Here is a 17,975-nt window from a genome sequence, read left to right as displayed (position 1 = left end):
AGGCGCGATGACGTCGAAGATGACCAAGCCGCAACTCGAGCGGTTCCAGGCGAAACTCCTGAGCGAGCGTGCGGATGCGGAGGGCCGGTTCGCCGAGTTCGGGGATGTCATGAGCGAGGTGCGGGCCGCGAGATCCGGCGGCACCGCCGACGACGAACACGACCCGGAGGGTCCGACGATGACGCAGGAGTGGTCGCAGCGCACCGCGGTGCTCGCCGATGCGCAGGCCGAACTCGCCGACATCGACCGCGCCCTGGCGCGCATCGCCGACGGCAGTTACGGCATCTGCCGCAACTGCGGCAACCGCATCGCGGTCCCCCGGCTCGACGCTCGGCCCACCGCCGAGCTCTGCATCGACTGCGCGCGACTCGTGCGCTGACGCCCCTGCGGTCTACAGCCCGCGCCAGTGGGCGAAGGGCAGCACCACGACGAAGGCACGACCGACGATCGCCTCGCGCTCGACGAAACGAGCGCAATCCGAGGCGGGCGAGCCGCGGCATCCGACGACGGAATCGGCTGAAGCCGAACGGTGGTCCCCGAGCACGAGGTAGCCGCCGTCGGGCACGACCACCGGTTCGAAGCATCGCGGCGAGCGCACCTCGCTCTCGCAGTCCATCTCTCCTGAGACGAACGGGAGGTCCTCGAAGACCCACGGTTCGTCGAGCGGCTCGCCGTCGACGGTGACGCGGCCTTCGGCATCGCAGCAGACGACGGTCTCCCCGGGCAGCCCGATGACCCGTTTGACGAGGGCCCGCCCGGTGCCCGGCCCGATGCCGACGAGGTCGCCGAGCCACTTCGCGGCGGCGACGAGCGCGGAGTCGTCGGCGGAGGCCGTGTCGTTCTTCCACGCGTCGGATGCTTCGAATACGACGACGTCTCCGCGCTCAGGCTCGCTCGCGGTATAGGCGAGACGGTTCACGAGCAGTCGATCGCCCGGGGCCAGCGTCTGCTCCATCGACGCCGACGGCACCTGGTAGAGCTTCACCAGGAGCGCCTGCACCAGGGCGAGAACGAGCACGGCGACGACGACATGCCACCAGATCGGCATGCCCCGCCGCTGCGCGCGTGCGGGCGCAACCCCGTGACCTTCCGCGCGCGACATGCCGCTCACGCTATCGTGCGCAGGCCTCGAGACTCGCGAGGTCGGATGCGCGCGTGCGCGTGGCATCCGCATGCCCGCAGCCGGTATGTTCAACACCGGGGGTGGACGCATGGATCGACCGGGAGCTCGGACACGGCTCGTCTCGCTCGACGCCGTGCGCGGCTTCGCCATCGTGGCGATGATCATCGCCCACGCGATCCCGTTCACCCACGCGGTGTCGCCGGGCATCGTGCTCGCGGGCGAAGCGTTGCTCAACGACGTCGCGTCACCGCTGTTCGCGCTCGTCATCGGCGCCACCGTCGCGCTCAACACTGCAGCCGAGATGGCGCGGCCCGATCGACGGCGGTTCCGGCTGCAGACCGCGATCAAGGCCGTCGCGCTCATCGTGCTCGGTCTCGCACTCGATCTGCTCGAGGCGCACGTCGCCGTCGTGCTCGCCTATCTCGGTGCGACACTGCTCGTGGCGCTGCCGCTCCTGTTCCTCTCCTCTCGCGTACTGCTCGCCGTGACCGCGGTGCTGTGCCTCGCCGGCGCACCGCTCACCGAGCTGGCGCGCAGCGCCTCGGTGGCGACGCCGCAACTCGTCTACCCGGTGACGCCGGTCACGGTCGTACTCGACTGGCTCGCGCTCGGGTTCTCGTATCGCGTGCTCGGGCTCCTGCCGCTGCTGCTGCTCGGAATCGTCATCGGACGATGGGCGACCGGCCGCAACGCACGGCTCGCACTCGTGCTCGGCGCGGGCGCGCTGCTGTTCGCCGTCTCGGTTCCGTGGCGCGAAGCGGCCGTGGCGGCCGATGCCTACACCTCGGGCAGCTACCCCGACCTGCTGCGCGACCTCGGTCTCTCGCTGCTCGCGTACGGCTCGATCGCGTTGCTCGTCGACGGCACCCGCGGCTGGTTCCAGCGGGCCGCCCGCGCCATGCTGCGCCCGATCTCGGCACAGGGCGAGATGGCGCTGAGCGTCTACACGCTGCAGGTGCTCGTGCTCGCCGCCGTCTGGGCGAGCCCGCTCGGCGCGGGCGACGGCGGTTGGGTGGGAACCTCGCGCGGCTGGCTCATCACCGCGGGCCTGCTCGTCGTGTGCGCGGTCTTCGCACTGCTCTGGTCGCGCTTCGTCGGCGTCGGGCCGCTCGAGCGACTCATCGGAGCGTTGACGGGTCGGCATCGGCGCGGTCGCCCACGCGCGTCGAACGAGACCGGTGCAGGCGAGGCGACTGACTCGGGCGAGCCAGCTCTGTCGACCTCGTCGGCTGAACCGGGCGACGGCGAATCGGCGGGGGCCGGCCGTGCGTGAACCGTCGACCACGACGCAACTGCGACTGGCTGACGCAGTGCCGCTCGCGACAGCCCTCGCGGCCCACGTGGCCGATCGGGTCGGCGTGCGCGTGCTGTTCATCAAGGGCCCGGTCGCGGCGTTGCAAGGCCTCAGGCCGCCGCACGCCTCGCTCGACGTCGATGTGCTCGTCGACCCCGCCGGCACCGAACGGTTCATTCGCGGGCTTCGGACACTCGGATGGCACGGCCGCCCCGGGTACCGTCCGTTGCCGCTGTCCGGCGGGCACGCCACGACGCTGATCCACGACGAATGGCCGTGCGACTACGACGTGCACCACTACTGGCCCGGATTCACCGTGCCGCCGACGCAGGTGTTCGACACCCTCTGGGCACGACGGGTGAGCATGACGGTCGCCGGTCGCTCCGTCGACGCACCGAGCCGTGCCGACGGCTTGCTCGTGCTCGCGCTGCACGCGCTTCGGGGCGCCCGCAGCCCGAGCGAGCTGCGTGCCTATCGGCAGCTCGTCGACACCGCCGAGCAGTCATTCGACGACACGGAGCGGGAGGCGGTGCACGACGCCGCCATCGAGCTCGGCGCCACGGCGACGGCCGCACCGTTCCTGCGCGAGCTCGGCTTCGCCGATTCCGCGGACCACGACAACGACGAGGCGCTGATGTGGCGCATCCGCAGCGAGGTTTCGGGCGGCGCAGCGGATTGGCTCATCGAACTCCGACGGGCACGCTGGTACCGGCGACCGAAGGTGCTCTTCGAGGCGGTGTTCCCGTCGCCGCGCAGACTGCGGATGCTCCATCCCGAGGCCAGGGGCGGCAACCGGGCCCTCATCGCGACCTGGTGGCGACGGTTTCGCGTCGGCATGGCCGCCCTGCCAGAGGCTCGCCGCGCCACCGCCGCGCTGCGCACCGATCGGCGGCGCAGCGGTTCGCGGCGCAGTGGTTCGGCGATGCGCTAGCTGCCGCCGCGCTGCACGTTCGACAGGGTCGCCTGCGCTTCGGCAATACCGTTCACGAGCGCCTCGATCTCTTCGGGTCCGCGTGCGACGGGCGACGCGACCATGCCGTTGGATCCGAGCAGCACTGCCGACGGCAGCCGATCGGTGCCGAGCACAGCACGCGCTGCCCGGGCGCCGTATCGCACGCGATCGCCGAGCTCGGGATACGCGCTGTCGATCTCTTCGGGTCGCGACGAGGTCGCGACACGCACGGTGACGGTGGAACCAACCTTCCGCTCCCAGTCCGGCACTCGCGGCACCATTTTCGCGCACGAACTGCAGCCCGTCTTCACGAAGATCAGCAGCACCGCCCGGCCGCGATCGAGCCGATCGAGCCGGAGCGTGACGCCCACGCGGTTCACGAGCTCCGCGTCGGGGATCGGGTCGCCGACGGCGACCTCACGCGGCTCACCGACGGCGATGGCCGGCTCGCCGCGACGCAATCGAGCGAGCTCGGCTCGCTGGTCGAGGTTCCACCGCAGCAGCGCGACGATCGCGAACGCGAGCCACACGGCGATGAGCAGTGCGACCTCGTCGAGTGGACGGCCGAGCAGCGAGGGCAGGAGTGCCGTTGCATTCGTGCCGGCGAACGCCGCCGCCACCGCCGCGAGCAGCAGCACGAGGTTTCGAGCGACAGTCCAGCCATCGACGTGATCACGGCTGAGCGCGCCGAAACACTCGCACGAGACGTCGGAACCGCTCACGACAGCGCGGACGACGAGCACCGTGAAGATCAGCAGCATCACCGATGCCGCGACAGCCGCGAGGAATCGCACCCATCCAGGCGCGAGCAACAGCATGAGGCCGATGGCAAGTTCGGCGATCGGGAGCGCGTGGGCGATCCAGCGACGGCGGAGCGTCCGCGGAATGCCGAACCCCTCCATTGCACGCAACGTGGGCGCCGGATTGGGCAGTTTCGCGACTCCCGAAAGCAGGAGGACGACAGCAATCAGCCCCGTCGACGCGTCGATGACGACGTCGGCGGGGCTGAAGCTATTCACGCCCGAAGCGTATCGCTACGCGCAGAGCTGAACGACGAGGTCGCCGTCGATCACAACTTCGAGGACGCCGGGGATGACGACGACCGGCGGGATGCCGAGCGTGCCGAGGTCGACCGCCGGCGCGAGCAGGGTGGAGATGGTCGCGCTGTCGGCGCCTTCGCTGCCAGGGCTCGTCGGGTTGTCGTTGCCGACGAGGCTCAGCGTGACCGCTGAGAGCGCCCCGACGTTGACGATCGAGTCGAACACATCGATGGTGATGGAATTGCCCACCGTGAGGGGGGCGTCGAGCGTGAAGGTCGCACTGGTGCTGTTGATGTTCACGACGGTGAGCGCTTGAGCCTCGATCAGTCCTTCGAGGATGCCGAGGTTGACGTTCAGCAGCGCAGGATAGGTCATCGTGAACTGCGTTCCAGCAGGCACGGTGCCTTCGAGTGCCGTGATCGTGAAGTTGCGAGCCGCGTCGTCGTCGATGCCGATCGCGGCAAGGGCGGTCTGAACGGTCACGACCAAGCCGGGCACCAGGGCTTGGTACAGCGGGTTCGCATTGAGGCTCTCAAGAAGCGTCGTCAGGGTCGTGATGTCGTATTCGTTCTCACAGTTGCCGGTCACCTGGACGTCCCAGGCGGGGCCGCCGGTGGCGACTGCGGCGGGTGCGGCGATGGCAGCGGCCATCACGGGGATCGACCAAGCGGCCCCCTTGACGACGGTACGACGGCTCAGGCCACTCTCGGGCTGCGTGATCTGGTCATTCATTGAATTGCTCCACTCGGTGCGTAGGTGCGCTCGAGGGTGAAGTCCCCCATTTCGCGAGCGTACTCAGCAGTGCGCGATTCCTGCCACCTCTTTGCGCAGATTGTCACTTCCCGCGTACATCATGCGCGAAATGTTCTATGCAGAGTCGCTTCCCCGATGTGCGCGCAGTTCGCGCGGGCCGGTGCCGTAGAGCTCTGCGAGCGCCCGACGCAGGCTCATAGTGGTGCCGAACCCCGACTGTTCGGCGACCTGCTCGATGCTCAGCACGTCGAAGCGGCTGTCGGTGAGCAACGATTTCGCGAGTCTCGCCCGCTGGCGGCGGATCTCGGCGGAGATCGAGTTGTCGACTTCGGCGAACGCGGCCTGCACGCGCCGCAGCGACGCCTTCACCGCGTGCGCCACCGCCTCGGCGTTGAGCGAGGGATCCGCCCGCGATTGTGCGATCACGGCGATGGCTCGATCTCGGAGCACCGCCGCGGGTGACCCTGCCGACCATCCGCCGCCGAAACGGTCGAGCAGCATGCTGCCCGCCATCTCGGTGAGCAGCTGCTCGGTGGCGTATCGCTCGAGTGCCGAGAACGAGGTGGGCCCATCTGCGAGCTCTGCGACGAAGGCGTGCACCGCGCGGTCGAAGACGGTGCGCTCGGTGAAGACGCCGATCGCGTCGGGCAACCTCGGTGCGAATGCCTCGACCGCGACGCGACCGACCCGCACCACGACGGCCGACCAGTCGTCGGCGAAACCGAGTCGGCGCGACACCCAGCTCGGCGCGACGATGACCGACCCCGAGGGCGCTTGCTGCTCGGCGGGGTCGCCGACGTCGAGCGCCCCCTGCTCCACGAAGACGATGTCGACGACCTCGGTGAGCGCGGCCGGTGGCTCGTCGAACGAGACCGTGGCGCCGGTGGCCCGCAGCACCGTCACGCTTCCGAACTGCTGCTCATCGACGATGAACTCGAAGTCAGCAGCTCCGCCAGCCGAGACACCGAACCGGGCCCCGGCTTCGTCGCGGTCATACGCGCCGAAGCGGGTGGTCATACCGGTACCCGCTCCAGCAGTCCCGCGCTCACGAGCTCGTCGACCGCGCTTCGCACGAGCTGCTCGGCGTCGAGCCCCTCTGGCGCACCGAACTCGGCGACCGCGGTCTCGGTCAGCTCCGACACCGTGCGCGCGCGGTCGGCATCGTTCCAGATCACCGGCCCGATGCCGTCGAGCGCGTGCACGACGCGCCCCTTCAGCACGACCAATCCGGCGCTGTCCGCCACGGCATCGATGGTCGGCGTGCGCCGGAACGAACTACGGGCCCCGGATGCTTCGTGCCGCGTCGAGATCGTCGTCTCGAGCGGATGCCAGCCGGGCGCGCCCCCACCGTCGGCGAACAGCTCGTCGAGTGCCGGTTCGAGGTGCGCGGCATCGCGATAGCTCACCCGCACGGCCCCACCGCCGGCCGAGCAGACGGCCGCGAGTCGCTGCAACGGCGCCTCGAGCGCGTTCAGGTAGCTGATCTCCGTGGTCAGGGCACGAATCGCCTCCGTCACCGTCATCGGGCTGATAACGGGCAGCACGGGCGCATCCGGCCGACGGTCGAGAACGACGACCCGATGAAGCCGGTACTCCTGCATCGTTGCGGGCAGCAGCGAGAGCGACGCGGGCGAAACCTGGCGTTTCGGCCGGTGATCGTCGGTCATCCGAAGCGACAACGGCTTCGGATACGGATCAACGCGGCCGTCAGCCCCGATGCCCGCGGTTTCGTCGGAGAGATACTGCAGCCTGTGACCGAGCGTTCGCGACAGCGTCGTCTTGCCGGTGCCCGACGGCCCTACGAACACCAGCACGCGCCCGGTCTGGGGTTCGGCGAGTGCAGCCGCGTGCAGCATCAGCAAGCGGCCGCGGGCATGTTCGATCGCGGCCGCGGTGATCTCGCTCGCGAGATGGTCGCTGAGGCTGCGGAAGGAGCCAGACACTGGCCAGTCCGGTTGCGGTGCGCCTCCGGCGTCGTGCTCAACATCCGCGTGCGGCCGGAACACGCGTCGCACCGTAGCGTCTGCGCCGTCGTCAGCGGGCTGCGCTGTCTCGGTGTGTGCGCCGCACGCCCCCCACATCTCGAGGAGCTCGCCGAACTGTTCTGGGCTGAGCGAGCTGCCTTCGATCTCGACGCGAACACGCGCGCCGAGCGCATTCACGATGAAGGAAGTCTGCACGCGACCCACGATAACGCCCCGATGACCGTCGAACCCGTATCATGAAGCACGTCGCCGGGGGCGACCGAAGGGGGACTCGTGGAGTTGCGGGACTACTGGCGAATTCTCAGAGCGCACTGGGTCGCCGTGCTGCTGATCACCGTGCTCGGCGGGCTCGTGGCGTTCGGCTGGACGACGCTGCAGCCACGGGTGTACTCGGCGAACGCGAGCGGCATCGTGACGACCGGAGTGTCGAGCGACCTCGGCGCGGCGCTGGCCGGCGACAACTACGCGAAGTCGCGAGTGAAGGCGTACATCGACATCGCGAAGTCGCGTGCCGTGGCGTCGAATGCGATCGAAGACCTCGGGCTCGAGAGTTCGCCGGAGTCGCTCGTCACCCAGATCACAGTCGAGAACCCGCTCGACACCGCCGTCATCAAGGTGACCGCCGAAGGCCCAACGCCCGAAGCTGCGCGCGATCTCGCTGAGGCCTGGGTGAGCGGCATCGGCACGCAGGTCGCCGCGCTCGAGAACTCCGACGCGGCCGATGGCGCGCAAGGATCGATCGTGTCGTTCACGTCACTCGACGCGGCGGTGCTGCCCACCGAACCCGCATCGCCGAACACCCGGCTCGCGGTAGCCCTCGGCCTCCTCATCGGGTTGGCGCTCGGCGTGGCCTACGCCCTGCTTCGCAATGTCTTCGATCGGCGCATCCGCTCGAGCGAGCAGATCGAGCGGGTGACGGGTCTACCGGTCGTGGGCACCATCCCGTTCGACAAGAACTTCACGAACGAGAAGCGATTGGCGACCTCGCAGGGCGGCAACGATGCCCGCACCTCTGACAGCTACGACTTCGCCGTCGCCGAGGCGGTGCGCGAGCTTCGCACGAACCTGCAGTTCATGAATCCCGACCACCGGCCGCGCATCATCGCGGTCACAAGCTCTCTTCCCGGCGAGGGAAAGTCGACCGTGATCTCGAACCTCGCGATCGCGATCGCCGCGTCGGGCGAGCGCGTCGTCGTCGTCGACGGCGACCTGCGCCGGCCCATGATCGCGAAGACGTTCGGGGTGCTGCCCGGCGTCGGGCTCACCGACGTGCTCATCGGCCGGGCCGAACTGCAAGACGTCGTGCAGCCGTGGGGTGACACGAACCGTCTCTACGTGCTCGGAGCCGGCGCGATTCCGCCGAACCCCAGCGAACTGCTCGGGTCGAACGCCATGCTGTCGGTGCTCGAGGAGCTCGCGCGGCATGCGATCGTGCTGGTCGATGCGCCACCGCTCATCCCGGTGACCGACGCCGCCGTACTCGCTGCTCGCACCGACGGCGCACTCGTCGTCGCGTACGCACGACGCACGACGAGCGACGCGCTCGAGAAGTCGCTTCAGAACCTCGCGCGGGTGAATGCACGCCCGCTCGGCATCATTCTCAACGGCGTGCCGCGCAAGGGCGCCGACGCCAACAACTACGGCTACCAGTACCGGCAGTACTACGGCACCGTCGGGCAAGAACAGACGGCTCATGTTCCGGTGGAGCGCGACGAAACCGAGAACAGCGATTCAATCGCCGATCTCGGCGCTGCGCTCGGGGACACGGTGCAGGCCGACGAGACGAGCCGGGGCAGACGTGCCACGAGCTGATCGACGCGGCGAACCGGTGTTCTCGATCCTCACGGTTTGCCTGGGCAACATCTGCCGTTCGCCGCTCGCCGAACAGCTCCTGCGCGCACGCTTCGCCGAAGCGGGGATTCGCGTCGTCGAGGTTGCCAGCGCAGGTCTCGGTGCCGTCGTCGGCGCCCCGATGGAGCCGATCCCCGCCGAACTTTCACGCCACTACGGCGCCGACCCTGCGCACGCCGTCGGACGGCAACTCGGCGACCGCGAGATCGACGCGGCCGACCTCGTGCTCACCATGACCGTCGGCCAGCGCAACGAGTTGCTGAGCCGGTTTCCTCGAGCGGCACACCGCACGTTCACGATCGTCGAGTTCGCCCGCCTGCTCGCGACCATGCCCGATGAGCACCCCGTCGACGCCGATGACGAGGCGGCGGTCGCCCGCCACCTCCGACTCGTGGCGGCGGCATCCCGGCGACGCAGCATGGTCCGGTTGACTCCCGACGACGACGTGATCGACCCGATGGGCAGATCTCGCGCGGTGCACGAATCAGTCGCCGAGCAGCTCTCTTTGACCACGAGCCGTCTGGTGTTCGGACTGCGATGACGCCGACGGGGTGGGCGCGCGGCCCGCATGTCGCATGGGTGGCCGCAGATGACCACACCGTGGTGCTGCACCTCGACGCACCGACGGCGACGCCGGTCGCCCTCGAAGGGGCGGCCGCGGCGGTCTGGGCGAGCCTCGGCAGCGAGCCGCGAACCTTCGAGGCCATCGTCGCCGAACTCGCCAAAGCCTACGGAAGCGCACCCGAAGCGATCGCGGCCGATGTGCGCGGCTTCCTGGAGGAGCTGCGGGCGGCGGATCTCGTCACCCCCGTCGAGTAGCCACGCCGGCCCGAGAGCGGATGCCTCGCGCGACCTCAGCCGCGCAGGTGACCGAGGTTCGCTCGGTACCAGTCGACCGTGTCACGCAGCCCTGTCTCGAGGTCGATCTGCGCGGTCCAGCCCGCCGCTGCGAGCTTGGAGACGTCGAGCAGCTTCTGCGGAGTGCCGTCTGGCTTGCTCGTGTCCCACTCGGTGCGCCCCTCGTAGCCCACGACACGTGCGATCGTCTCGGCGATCTCGGCGATCGTGACATCCGTGCCGGTGCCGACATTGACCTGATCGGGCCCGTCGTAGTGCTCGAGCAGGTGCAGGCACGCCGCCGCCATGTCGTCGACGTGCAAGAACTCGCGCCGGGGCGTACCGGTGCCCCAGTTCGTCACCGAGGGTGCGCCGGTGCGCGCCGCCTCGTCGTAGCGGCGAATGAGCGCGGGCAGCACGTGGGAGCCGGTCGGTGAGAAATTGTCGCCGGGCCCGTAGAGATTGGTCGGCATCGCCGAGATCCACGGCAGGCCGTATTGCCGGCGCACCGCTTGCACGTGCAGGATGCCGGCGATCTTCGCGATCGCGTACGCGTCGTTCGTCGGCTCGAGGTGACCGGTGAGCAGGTCGTGCTCGTGGATCGGCTGCGGGGCGAATTTCGGGTAGATGCACGAGGAGCCGAGGAACAGCAGCCGTTGCACACCGTGTTCGACCGCTGCGTCCATGACGTTCACCTGTATGCGCAGGTTCTCGGAGAGGAAGTCGACCGGGTACGTCGAGTTCGCGAGAATTCCGCCGACCTTCGCCGCGGCGAGCACGACGTACCGCGGGCGCTGTTCGGCGAAGAACTCGAAGACCGCGGCGCGATCGGTGAGGTCGAGTTCACTCGAACTGCGGCCGACCAGCCCAGTGAACCCGGCCTGTTCGAGGCGACGCCACACAGCGGATCCGACAAGGCCGCGGTGCCCGGCGACGTAGAACCCGGCAGCACGGTCGAGCGGTGCAGGGGTGAACTCGACGGCGTCGCGGTCGTCGACGACTCGCCTCTGGCTGGTTTCCTCGCTCATGCCACCCACGATTCGAGCGAGACGCGGTCGATCCACGGCGTGCCTGCACAGGAGAGCGCCTCGACGTCGGCATCGACCATGAGTCCGGCCAGCGTTCGACTGTCGACGGTGGCCTCCCAGCCGAGCCGCTCCTTGGCCTTGCTCGCATCGCCGATGAGCGCGTCGACCTCGGTGGGCCGCAAGTAGCGCTCGTCGAACCGCACGAACTCCTGCCAGTCGAGATCGACGCGCGAGAACGCCGCTTCGAGAAAATCGCGCACGGTGATGCCTGCGCCGGTGGCGAGCACGAAGTCGTCGGGCTCGTCGACCTGCAGCATGCGCCACATTCCCTCGACGTACTCGGCCGCGTAGCCCCAGTCGCGCACCGCATCGAGGTTGCCGAGGTAGAGCTCGCTCTGCACGCCCGCCTTGATGGCGGCGGCGGCGCGCGTGATCTTGCGCGTCACGAACGTTTCACCGCGTCGGGGCGATTCGTGGTTGAAGAGAATGCCGTTCACGGCGAACATGCCGTACGCCTCGCGGTAGTTGCGGGTCACCCAGTAGGCGTAGACCTTCGCGGCGCCATACGGCGAGCGCGGGTAGAACGGCGTCTCCTCGTGCTGCGGCGGCGGGGTCGCGCCGAACATCTCCGATGATGACGCCTGGTAGAAGCGCGTGTCGATGCCCGCCATGCGCACGGCCTCGAGCAGTCGAATCGAGCCGATGCCAGTCGTGTCGCCGGTGTGCTCGGGCTCGTCGAACGACACGCGCACGTGCGATTGCGCGGCGAGGTTGTAGACCTCGTCGGGCCGGATCTCGGCCAGCAGCGTCACGAGCCGCACACCGTCGCTGAGGTCGCCGTAGTGCAAGAAGAGCTTGGCGCGTGCTTCATGCGGGTCGACGTAGAGGTGGTCGACGCGCGAGGTGTTGAAGGTCGACGCCCGCCGGATGAGGCCGTGCACCTCGTAGCCCTTTGCGAGCAGCAGTTCTGCAAGATACGAGCCGTCTTGGCCCGTGATCCCCGTGATGAACGCCCGCTTGGTCATCGGTGATCCCCCATCGTGTACAAAAGAACGCCCATCAGAACGCGGGCCGGGGCTTCGACGATCCCCGACTGCCGAGCATACTGTTCAGCTGCCGGAGCGCCGCGCATCAGAGCGACGGGCTTCACTGAGCTCGCACAGCCAACCCGCGAACCGCGTGATCGCCGCTTCCGCATCCAGCGTCGACGAGCGGAACGCCTTGCCGGCAGCGCCGTAGGCTGCCCGCCTGACCGGGTCGGCGCGCAGCGCGAGCACTGCATCCACGAGTTCTCGCGGGCGACCGGCGTCGACCCGCACTCCCCCGCCAGACGTCTCGATCTCGGCCGCCGTGACACTGCCGACATCCGTCGCGGCGATCACCGGTAGCCCTGTGGAGAAGTAGCTCGTGAGCTTGCTCGGCACCGCCCCCTCGGCCATGCCGGGGAGCTCGTTCACGAGGAGTACGTCGGCGCTCGCGAGTGCCTGTTCGAACTCCCCATCGGGCAACGGGTCGATGAACTGCACCGATCGGATGCCCCGCGCCGCAGCCTCGACCTCGGCACGCTGATTGCCGTCGCCGAGCAGCACGAAGCGTACGGGCTGCTGCTCGGCATCTACCAGGTGTGCGGCCTCGACGACGTTCAAGAGCCCCTGCTTTGCGCCGATGTTGCCGGCGTGCAGCACGACCGTCTCGTCTCCCCACCCGAACCTCGAGCGCACCGCCGCCCGGTCGACGTCGACCGCGGGCTGCACGTGAGACCAATTGCGCACCACCTCCACCCGCGAGCGTTCGACGCCGAGCTCATCGACGACGTAGTCGCTGAACCGATCATGGATGACGGCCACGCCGGTTGCCCCACGAAGCGTCGCCGACTCGACCAACCGCATAATGCGTGCGACCGAACCGCCTCCCTGGCCCCACTCGACGACCCCGGCACTGTAGAGATCCTGCACCCAGACCACATGCGCAGCGCGACGCCGGCTCAGCCGCGATCGCAATCCAGCGAATGCGGTCGAAAAGAGCGCGGGAGAAACGAGCACTACGACATCGGGTGCTCCCCACCGTTCGAAGACGAGGCGCACGCCGAAGCTCAGCTCCGAGACGAGACGAAGGATGCCGCTTCGCCGCGCCGGAACATGGTGCGAGAGCCGCGTCACCCGCACACCGTCGACCACTTCGGTGCGGCGCCATCCCCCGTATCCGTCGCGCACTCTCCACTCGGGGTAGTGCGGGTGAGCGGTGATCACGCGCACCTGGTGACCGCGTCGGCGCAGTCCGGCGGCCATGGACGCGGTGTACGGCGCAATGCCTGTTGGCTCGGGTGAATAGTTGAGACCTAGAATTGCGATACGCAGCGGTCGGGCAGTCACAGGATTGAGACTATCCCGGGCCGCGAGGAACGATGAGTTGGGGGCGCGATGAACGACGCTGCTCGCTCTTCGACCTCCGATTTCGCGCACCCGGTGATCCCCCTCGCCCAAGCACCCGGTGAGCGTACCGCCTGGAGCCGGTCGCGTTTCACCGTCTACGCATGGGCGGTGTTCGAGCGCTTGTTCGTGACGAACTCATGGCAGGTCAGCTCCGGCCTTCGGGTTCGCGTACTGCGGCGGTTCGGTGCCGACATCGGCGAGGGTGTCGTCTTTCGGCCGCGCACCCGCGTGAGCTTTCCGTGGAAATTGCACATCGGCGACAACTCCTGGATCGGCGAGGGAGTCTGGTTTCACAATCAAGACGAGATTTTCGTCGAGCACGATGTCGTCATCTCACAGGAGACCTTCCTCACGACCGGCAGCCATGCCCATCGCCGCGACATGGCACTAATCACCCGCCCGATCACCATCGAGGCAGGCGCGTGGATCACATCGAGGTGCATCGTGCTCGGCGGGGCGGTCATCGGGCGTTCGGCGCTCATCCGGCCGATGACCGTGGTCGAGGGTGTGGTTCCGGCCAACACGATCTGGGGTGCGGATGCCGCGAGCCGCCCCGGTCCGCTGGGCGAGCGATTCTCCACCTCGAGCGACAGCGCGGGCTGACCGTTGCACATCGCACACGTGGTCACCCTCCTCTCGCCCGATGGTGCATACGGGGGCCCTGTACGGGTCGCTGTCAACCAGTTGAAAGCGCTCGCGGAGCGCGGCCACGATGTGACCCTGTTCTCGACCTACCGCGGGTACGACACGGCGCCGACCGAGATCAGCGGGATCCCCGTGGTCGCCTTTCCCGCGCGTACCGTCCTTCCCGGTGTTGGATTTGCCGGACTCGCATCGCGGCCACTCTCACGCGAGCTCAAGCGTCGCGCATCCGACTTCGATCTGATTCACGTCCATCTCGCGCGCGATCTCGTAACGCTGCCAGCTGCGCGAACGGCGCAGCGTGCTCGAGTTCCAGTCTTCCTGCAGACCCACGGCATGATCGATCCTTCATCGAATCCGTTGGCCGTGCCTCTGGACGCTCTGTGGACCCGACCCGCATTCCGGGGTGCCGCTTCTGTCTTCTTCCTAACCGAACGCGAACGCGAAGATCTTCGGCAGGTTGGCGTGCCAGCGTCCAAACTCGAACACTTGGTCAACGGGGTGCCCGACCCCGGTGAGATCACTCCCCTGCGAAATGAAGGGCCCGATGTGCTCTTCCTCGCGAGACTCCACCATCGCAAGCGGCCGGACCTTTTCGTCCGGGCTGCACTCGAGCTCTCTCGGGAATTTCCGACGGCGACGTTCTCTCTCGTCGGGCCGGACGAAGGAGAAGGAGAGCACGTAGAACATCTCATCAGGCAGTCCAGCGCCGAAGGCCGAATTCGATGGGAAGGTGCTCTCGCGCCGGAGCTGACCCTCGAGCGGATGTCGCGCTCAGCGATCTACGTCCTGCCATCCGTGGATGAACCCTTCCCGATGAGCGTGCTAGAGGCGGCCTCCATGCGACTGCCGATCATCGTGACTGATTCGTGCGGACTCGCGCCATCCATTGCAGAAGCTGGCGCGGGCACAGTGATTGACTCTTCCCTGCAGTCGCTCGTGTCGGCCGTGCGCTCGTTCCTTATGGAACCGGGGATGAGAACCCATGCAGGCGAAATGGCCAAACGAATGGTATCCACCAGCTTCACCATGACAGCCGTTGCCATTCGCCTCGCCGAACGATATGAAAGTCAATTGCGATGACACGCGTGAGCCGCACCCCGCAACTCCTCTTGATCCCGGCGTTCGGTCTCGTATTCCTGACCTTCGCCGTCGCCGATTTCTACCGCGTTCTTCCACAAGCCGTGACGACACTTCTCGTCCTGCTCCTGACTTGGCGAAGGCTCGCGCCGATCTGGGAGTCGCCCGCGCTCGCGTTCAGCGTGTTCATGTTCATCAATGCGGTCTTCGGATACACATTCTCGAATTTTCTGAGTGCGTACGGCGGCACAGCTGGCGCTGACACCGCTCTCTCCGACCCGATGCGACTGAGCACGGCAAACGTCTTCTTCCTGGCAGCGATTCTGGTTCCGATCGCCGCATGCGCGCTCGCCGGAAAGCCCGTTCCTCCAGCCGGTCTGGAACAGGCCCATCGGCCCATTTCCCCGCGGGCAAACGCGTGGGGACTTGCCCTTGCGGCCACGGTCCTCGTCGCAATGGTCTCTCTTCAGGGCCTGCCGTGGCTGCTGTCACGCGGCGAGAGGTTCAGTGGCGATCTCGGTGGAGCCACGAGCCTCCTCATACTGCTCGCCATAGCGAGCTGTGTGGTGCTCGGTTCGGCAATTGCAAGTCGCTCGACCCCAGCGCGCGTACTCGGCTGGGTACTCATCGGCGCGTACGCACTTCTCTACTTGGCGCTGGCCAGTCGTTCACTCGCGCTACTTCCACTTCTTGTTCTGGCAGGCGCCGGCCTCCTCGGCGCGAAGCGCCTGGGCTGGCGCTCGATTCTCTTTGCCGGCGCCCTGGCCGTATTGCTGCTTCCAATCCCTCTCGTCTTGAGATCGGCCACCGCACACGGCTTGCTGCCCTACCTCGACATTCTCGCGGGCACGAAGTTCAGCTTCGAGGACTACCTCAGCAGCGCAAACAATGTTCTCAACGGCTTCGGCATTGTGGGAACCACTGCCTTCCGGGCTCAACCGATCACGCCAGAACAATTGGCGGTGAGCCTCAGCCCGCTCACAGGCGATGCTGCCGGCTGGTACGGAATTGCCTCGGCGCTTCGGCTGAACTTCTACACGCCCTACGGTGCCCTCGGAGAGTTGGCGAACGTCGGCTGGACGACACTGACGATTTCACTGTTGGCCCTCGGGCTCTCGTTCGGGTACATCGAACGGGTTGCACGCCGGATCGCACTCGTCCCTCGAATTGCGGTACTGCGCTTCCTACCCATCGGCCTCTGCTATTTGTTCACGATTCAAATGACTCAGTACAACCTTCGTTCAGAAGCACGGCTGGTCTACTACGCCGTGGCTGCGGCGCTTGTGCTCAGCGTCATCGCCAGCCTTCTGCCCGAGCGTCGCGTCGCTCCCGACCAGACTCCTGCGAAGCCCATCGGCGGCTACCGTAAGGTTCGAATCGACGGCGATGCGACCGATGCAGATGACCTCAGGGCCGAATCAGGGGCTTGAGCGTCGGAAGTAGGCATGATGACACAGAGGAGGCCGGCCCGAATGCTGCTTCGATTGCTCCCATTTGCAGGGATTGTGGACAGGTTCAGTCAGCGCGCATACCGACGGCTTTCTCGACGGATTTTGAGAGCCGGAGGAGTGACTGTGATCGGGATGCCACTCTGGGTGAGCCCGCGATCGTACCTCGACTTGAGCGAGAGAGGCGCCATCTCGATCGGCAATCGAACGGTGATCAGTCACTACGTACGAATCCTCACGCACGACTTCAGTCTCGACCGCGCGGCGGAAGCAACAGGCCGGTCCGCGCCCGAGGGCTACGAATGGGTCCGGAAGAGCCCGGTTCGGATCGGATCGAACGTGTTCATCGGCATGGGCGTGACGATCCTGCCAGGCGTGACGATCGGCGATGGCGCGATTGTCGCAGCAGGCGCCGTCGTCACGCAGGACGTGCGATCGGCGACTGTTGTGGGCGGCGTGCCGGCGCGCGAAATATCTTCTGCCCAATCAGCCTTCGACACGAAGACATCCGAGTGGGCACTTCAACGTCGTCGACGCTAAGGCGCGAGGTCGTCGCCGCAACGCGGACCGTTCTGTCGTTCGCCCCACAAAACTCCCACCCGTACCCGACGGGAACTGATTCGAAAGAACCACAATCATGCCTCTTCTGTCCGTAATCATGCCGGCACGCAACGCGGCTGTTCACGTCCAGTCGGCAATTCGGAGCACCCTTCGAGCACTCCCTCGAGACGCCGAATTCGTCGTGCTCGACGATGCGAGCAGCGACAATACAGCGCGGATCCTGCACTCCGTCCCGGATCCTCGGTTGCGAGTGATCCGTTCGGAGACGAACTTGGGAGTAGCTCAGGGCTTGAATCGGCTGCTCGATGCAACCGACAGCCAGTACGTTGCACGAATGGACGCGGACGATGTCTGCTTTCCTTGGCGGTTCAAGATCCAGCAGCGGCAAATTGCCGACCTCGAGTTCTCCTTCACCGCGACCATCTTCCTCACGGAGTCGGGGCGTCCCGTTCGCCCCGACCTGCCCGGCCACTTCTCGTCGCACGCGACGCCCCTCCACCTCCTACTCGGAAACATCCTCGTACACTCGACGATGTTCGCGCGACGCTCGGCGATTGCCAGCCTTGGAGGCTATTCCCGAGTGCCAGCCGAGGACTACGACCTCTGGCTTCGCGCCGCCGCCGCCGGCGCACGTATTGCACGTTCCGCTGTGCCGTGCCTCGGGTATCGGCGGCACCCTGGGCAAATCACCGCGTCGGCCAATTGGCTCGAACAGCGAGACCGCGACCCAACGGTCGCCGGTTCCTACAAGCACCTCATTGAGTCGGTACTCGGCGTCCAGGCGGTCAACTCCGCCACACGAGACGAGCGAGTGAACACGGACTTGCTCTCCCAAATCGTTGACCGCGATGTCCTCAACGCGGGGCTTCGCGACCGTGGGGCGAGTCTCTCCGTACTCGAGCGCGGAATCCTCCGTGCTCGCCGACGCCGGGTGCTCCGAACCGATTAG

The 17,975-nt window shown here is 67.2% G+C and carries 19 protein-coding genes; 11 read left to right on the top strand and 8 right to left on the bottom strand.

Features of this window, described 5'->3' with window-relative positions; translation table 11 throughout:
- Window positions 1–7: 7 nt before the first annotated feature.
- Window positions 8–379 carry a TraR/DksA family transcriptional regulator gene (locus AC6CH0_RS10255; RefSeq protein WP_498100349.1) on the top strand — a complete coding sequence of 124 codons (372 nt, stop codon included), beginning with the start codon at window positions 8–10 and terminating at the stop codon, window positions 377–379.
- Between the two features lie 12 nt (window positions 380–391).
- On the opposite strand, the gene lepB is transcribed toward AC6CH0_RS10255, so the two are convergent.
- Window positions 392–1,102 carry a signal peptidase I gene (lepB, locus tag AC6CH0_RS10250; protein WP_498100347.1) on the bottom strand — a complete coding sequence of 237 codons (711 nt, stop codon included), beginning with the start codon at window positions 1,100–1,102 and terminating at the stop codon, window positions 392–394.
- A 109-nt stretch (window positions 1,103–1,211) separates the two neighbouring features.
- Between lepB and AC6CH0_RS10245 the strand changes: the two genes are divergently transcribed.
- Both AC6CH0_RS10245 and AC6CH0_RS10240 read left to right on the top strand, forming a co-directional pair.
- Window positions 1,212–2,396: a DUF418 domain-containing protein gene (locus AC6CH0_RS10245; protein WP_498100345.1), complete on the top strand. Its 1,185-nt coding sequence runs from the start codon at window positions 1,212–1,214 to the stop codon at window positions 2,394–2,396.
- Entirely contained in the window at window positions 2,389–3,348 is a 960-nt protein-coding gene (locus AC6CH0_RS10240) for a nucleotidyltransferase family protein (protein ID WP_498100343.1), read from the top strand. The genes AC6CH0_RS10245 and AC6CH0_RS10240 overlap by 8 nt, the downstream gene beginning before the upstream one ends.
- On the opposite strand, the gene AC6CH0_RS10235 is transcribed toward AC6CH0_RS10240, so the two are convergent.
- The 4 genes from AC6CH0_RS10235 to AC6CH0_RS10220 all read right to left on the bottom strand — a co-directional run bounded on the left by AC6CH0_RS10235 (window position 3,345) and on the right by AC6CH0_RS10220 (window position 7,342).
- Window positions 3,345–4,388, bottom strand: coding sequence for a MauE/DoxX family redox-associated membrane protein (locus tag AC6CH0_RS10235; protein WP_498100341.1), 1,044 nt, complete (start codon window positions 4,386–4,388; stop codon window positions 3,345–3,347). The genes AC6CH0_RS10240 and AC6CH0_RS10235 overlap by 4 nt on opposite strands.
- Before the next feature lie 15 nt (window positions 4,389–4,403).
- Complete coding sequence (locus AC6CH0_RS10230) at window positions 4,404–5,141, bottom strand: hypothetical protein (RefSeq protein ID WP_498100339.1); 738 nt, start codon at window positions 5,139–5,141, stop codon at window positions 4,404–4,406.
- A 135-nt stretch (window positions 5,142–5,276) separates the two neighbouring features.
- On the bottom strand, window positions 5,277–6,179 hold the full coding sequence (locus AC6CH0_RS10225; RefSeq protein WP_498100337.1) for a helix-turn-helix domain-containing protein: 903 nt from the start codon (window positions 6,177–6,179) through the stop codon (window positions 5,277–5,279).
- Window positions 6,176–7,342 carry a PqqD family peptide modification chaperone gene (locus AC6CH0_RS10220; protein ID WP_498100335.1) on the bottom strand — a complete coding sequence of 389 codons (1,167 nt, stop codon included), beginning with the start codon at window positions 7,340–7,342 and terminating at the stop codon, window positions 6,176–6,178. The genes AC6CH0_RS10225 and AC6CH0_RS10220 overlap by 4 nt, the downstream gene beginning before the upstream one ends.
- 78 nt (window positions 7,343–7,420) lie before the next feature.
- Here AC6CH0_RS10220 and AC6CH0_RS10215 point away from each other — a divergent pair, with 78 nt between their 5' ends.
- From AC6CH0_RS10215 to AC6CH0_RS10205, 3 genes are read left to right on the top strand one after another with little or no spacing between them, the layout of a single operon-like run.
- Window positions 7,421–8,959, top strand: coding sequence for a tyrosine-protein kinase domain-containing protein (locus AC6CH0_RS10215; RefSeq protein WP_498100333.1), 1,539 nt, complete (start codon window positions 7,421–7,423; stop codon window positions 8,957–8,959).
- Window positions 8,946–9,539 (top strand): arsenate reductase/protein-tyrosine-phosphatase family protein, encoded by a 594-nt coding sequence (locus AC6CH0_RS10210; RefSeq protein ID WP_498100331.1) that lies wholly within the window; start codon window positions 8,946–8,948, stop codon window positions 9,537–9,539. The genes AC6CH0_RS10215 and AC6CH0_RS10210 overlap by 14 nt, the downstream gene beginning before the upstream one ends.
- A complete protein-coding gene (locus AC6CH0_RS10205) occupies window positions 9,536–9,817 on the top strand; it encodes a PqqD family protein (RefSeq protein ID WP_498100329.1) in 282 nt (93 codons plus the stop codon). The genes AC6CH0_RS10210 and AC6CH0_RS10205 overlap by 4 nt, the downstream gene beginning before the upstream one ends.
- 35 nt (window positions 9,818–9,852) lie before the next feature.
- Here AC6CH0_RS10205 and AC6CH0_RS10200 read toward each other — a convergent pair whose 3' ends face one another.
- The 3 genes from AC6CH0_RS10200 to AC6CH0_RS10190 form a co-directional block, all read right to left on the bottom strand.
- Window positions 9,853–10,863 (bottom strand): GDP-L-fucose synthase family protein, encoded by a 1,011-nt coding sequence (locus AC6CH0_RS10200; RefSeq protein ID WP_498100327.1) that lies wholly within the window; start codon window positions 10,861–10,863, stop codon window positions 9,853–9,855.
- Window positions 10,860–11,888, bottom strand: a complete 1,029-nt coding sequence (gene gmd, locus AC6CH0_RS10195; protein WP_498100325.1) for a GDP-mannose 4,6-dehydratase — start codon at window positions 11,886–11,888, stop codon at window positions 10,860–10,862. The genes AC6CH0_RS10200 and gmd overlap by 4 nt, the downstream gene beginning before the upstream one ends.
- 84 nt (window positions 11,889–11,972) lie before the next feature.
- On the bottom strand, window positions 11,973–13,235 hold the full coding sequence (locus AC6CH0_RS10190) for a glycosyltransferase (RefSeq protein WP_498100323.1): 1,263 nt from the start codon (window positions 13,233–13,235) through the stop codon (window positions 11,973–11,975).
- Between the two features lie 48 nt (window positions 13,236–13,283).
- Here AC6CH0_RS10190 and AC6CH0_RS10185 point away from each other — a divergent pair, with 48 nt between their 5' ends.
- The 5 genes from AC6CH0_RS10185 to AC6CH0_RS10165 all read left to right on the top strand — a co-directional run bounded on the left by AC6CH0_RS10185 (window position 13,284) and on the right by AC6CH0_RS10165 (window position 17,975).
- Window positions 13,284–13,898 carry an LbetaH domain-containing protein gene (locus tag AC6CH0_RS10185; RefSeq protein WP_498100321.1) on the top strand — a complete coding sequence of 205 codons (615 nt, stop codon included), beginning with the start codon at window positions 13,284–13,286 and terminating at the stop codon, window positions 13,896–13,898.
- Between the two features lie 18 nt (window positions 13,899–13,916).
- Entirely contained in the window at window positions 13,917–15,020 is a 1,104-nt protein-coding gene (locus tag AC6CH0_RS10180) for a glycosyltransferase (protein WP_498100319.1), read from the top strand.
- Between the two features lie 5 nt (window positions 15,021–15,025).
- Window positions 15,026–16,447, top strand: a complete 1,422-nt coding sequence (locus AC6CH0_RS10175) for a hypothetical protein (protein WP_498100317.1) — start codon at window positions 15,026–15,028, stop codon at window positions 16,445–16,447.
- Window positions 16,448–16,489: 42 nt separating this feature from the next.
- Window positions 16,490–17,005, top strand: a complete 516-nt coding sequence (locus AC6CH0_RS10170) for an acyltransferase (protein WP_498100315.1) — start codon at window positions 16,490–16,492, stop codon at window positions 17,003–17,005.
- Between the two features lie 97 nt (window positions 17,006–17,102).
- Window positions 17,103–17,975, top strand: a complete 873-nt coding sequence (locus AC6CH0_RS10165; RefSeq protein WP_498100313.1) for a glycosyltransferase family 2 protein — start codon at window positions 17,103–17,105, stop codon at window positions 17,973–17,975.

It is taken from the genome of Agromyces sp. GQ35 (genome assembly GCF_059758475.1).
This window is presented reverse-complemented; position numbering and strand designations above follow the sequence as displayed.

Excerpts from the sequence above, each read along its gene's own strand:
- AC6CH0_RS10255 (WP_498100349.1), top strand. The coding sequence starts at position 8 with ATGACGTCGAAGATGACCAAGCCGCAACTCGAGCGGTTCCAGGCGAAA.
- lepB (WP_498100347.1), bottom strand. The coding sequence starts at position 1,102 with ATGTCGCGCGCGGAAGGTCACGGGGTTGCGCCCGCACGCGCGCAGCGG.
- AC6CH0_RS10245 (WP_498100345.1), top strand. The coding sequence starts at position 1,212 with ATGGATCGACCGGGAGCTCGGACACGGCTCGTCTCGCTCGACGCCGTG.
- AC6CH0_RS10230 (WP_498100339.1), bottom strand. The coding sequence starts at position 5,141 with ATGAATGACCAGATCACGCAGCCCGAGAGTGGCCTGAGCCGTCGTACC.
- AC6CH0_RS10225 (WP_498100337.1), bottom strand. The coding sequence starts at position 6,179 with ATGACCACCCGCTTCGGCGCGTATGACCGCGACGAAGCCGGGGCCCGG.
- AC6CH0_RS10205 (WP_498100329.1), top strand. The coding sequence starts at position 9,536 with ATGACGCCGACGGGGTGGGCGCGCGGCCCGCATGTCGCATGGGTGGCC.
- AC6CH0_RS10200 (WP_498100327.1), bottom strand. The coding sequence starts at position 10,863 with ATGAGCGAGGAAACCAGCCAGAGGCGAGTCGTCGACGACCGCGACGCC.
- gmd (WP_498100325.1), bottom strand. The coding sequence starts at position 11,888 with ATGACCAAGCGGGCGTTCATCACGGGGATCACGGGCCAAGACGGCTCG.
- AC6CH0_RS10185 (WP_498100321.1), top strand. The coding sequence starts at position 13,284 with ATGAACGACGCTGCTCGCTCTTCGACCTCCGATTTCGCGCACCCGGTG.
- AC6CH0_RS10170 (WP_498100315.1), top strand. The coding sequence starts at position 16,490 with ATGCTGCTTCGATTGCTCCCATTTGCAGGGATTGTGGACAGGTTCAGT.
- AC6CH0_RS10165 (WP_498100313.1), top strand. The coding sequence starts at position 17,103 with ATGCCTCTTCTGTCCGTAATCATGCCGGCACGCAACGCGGCTGTTCAC.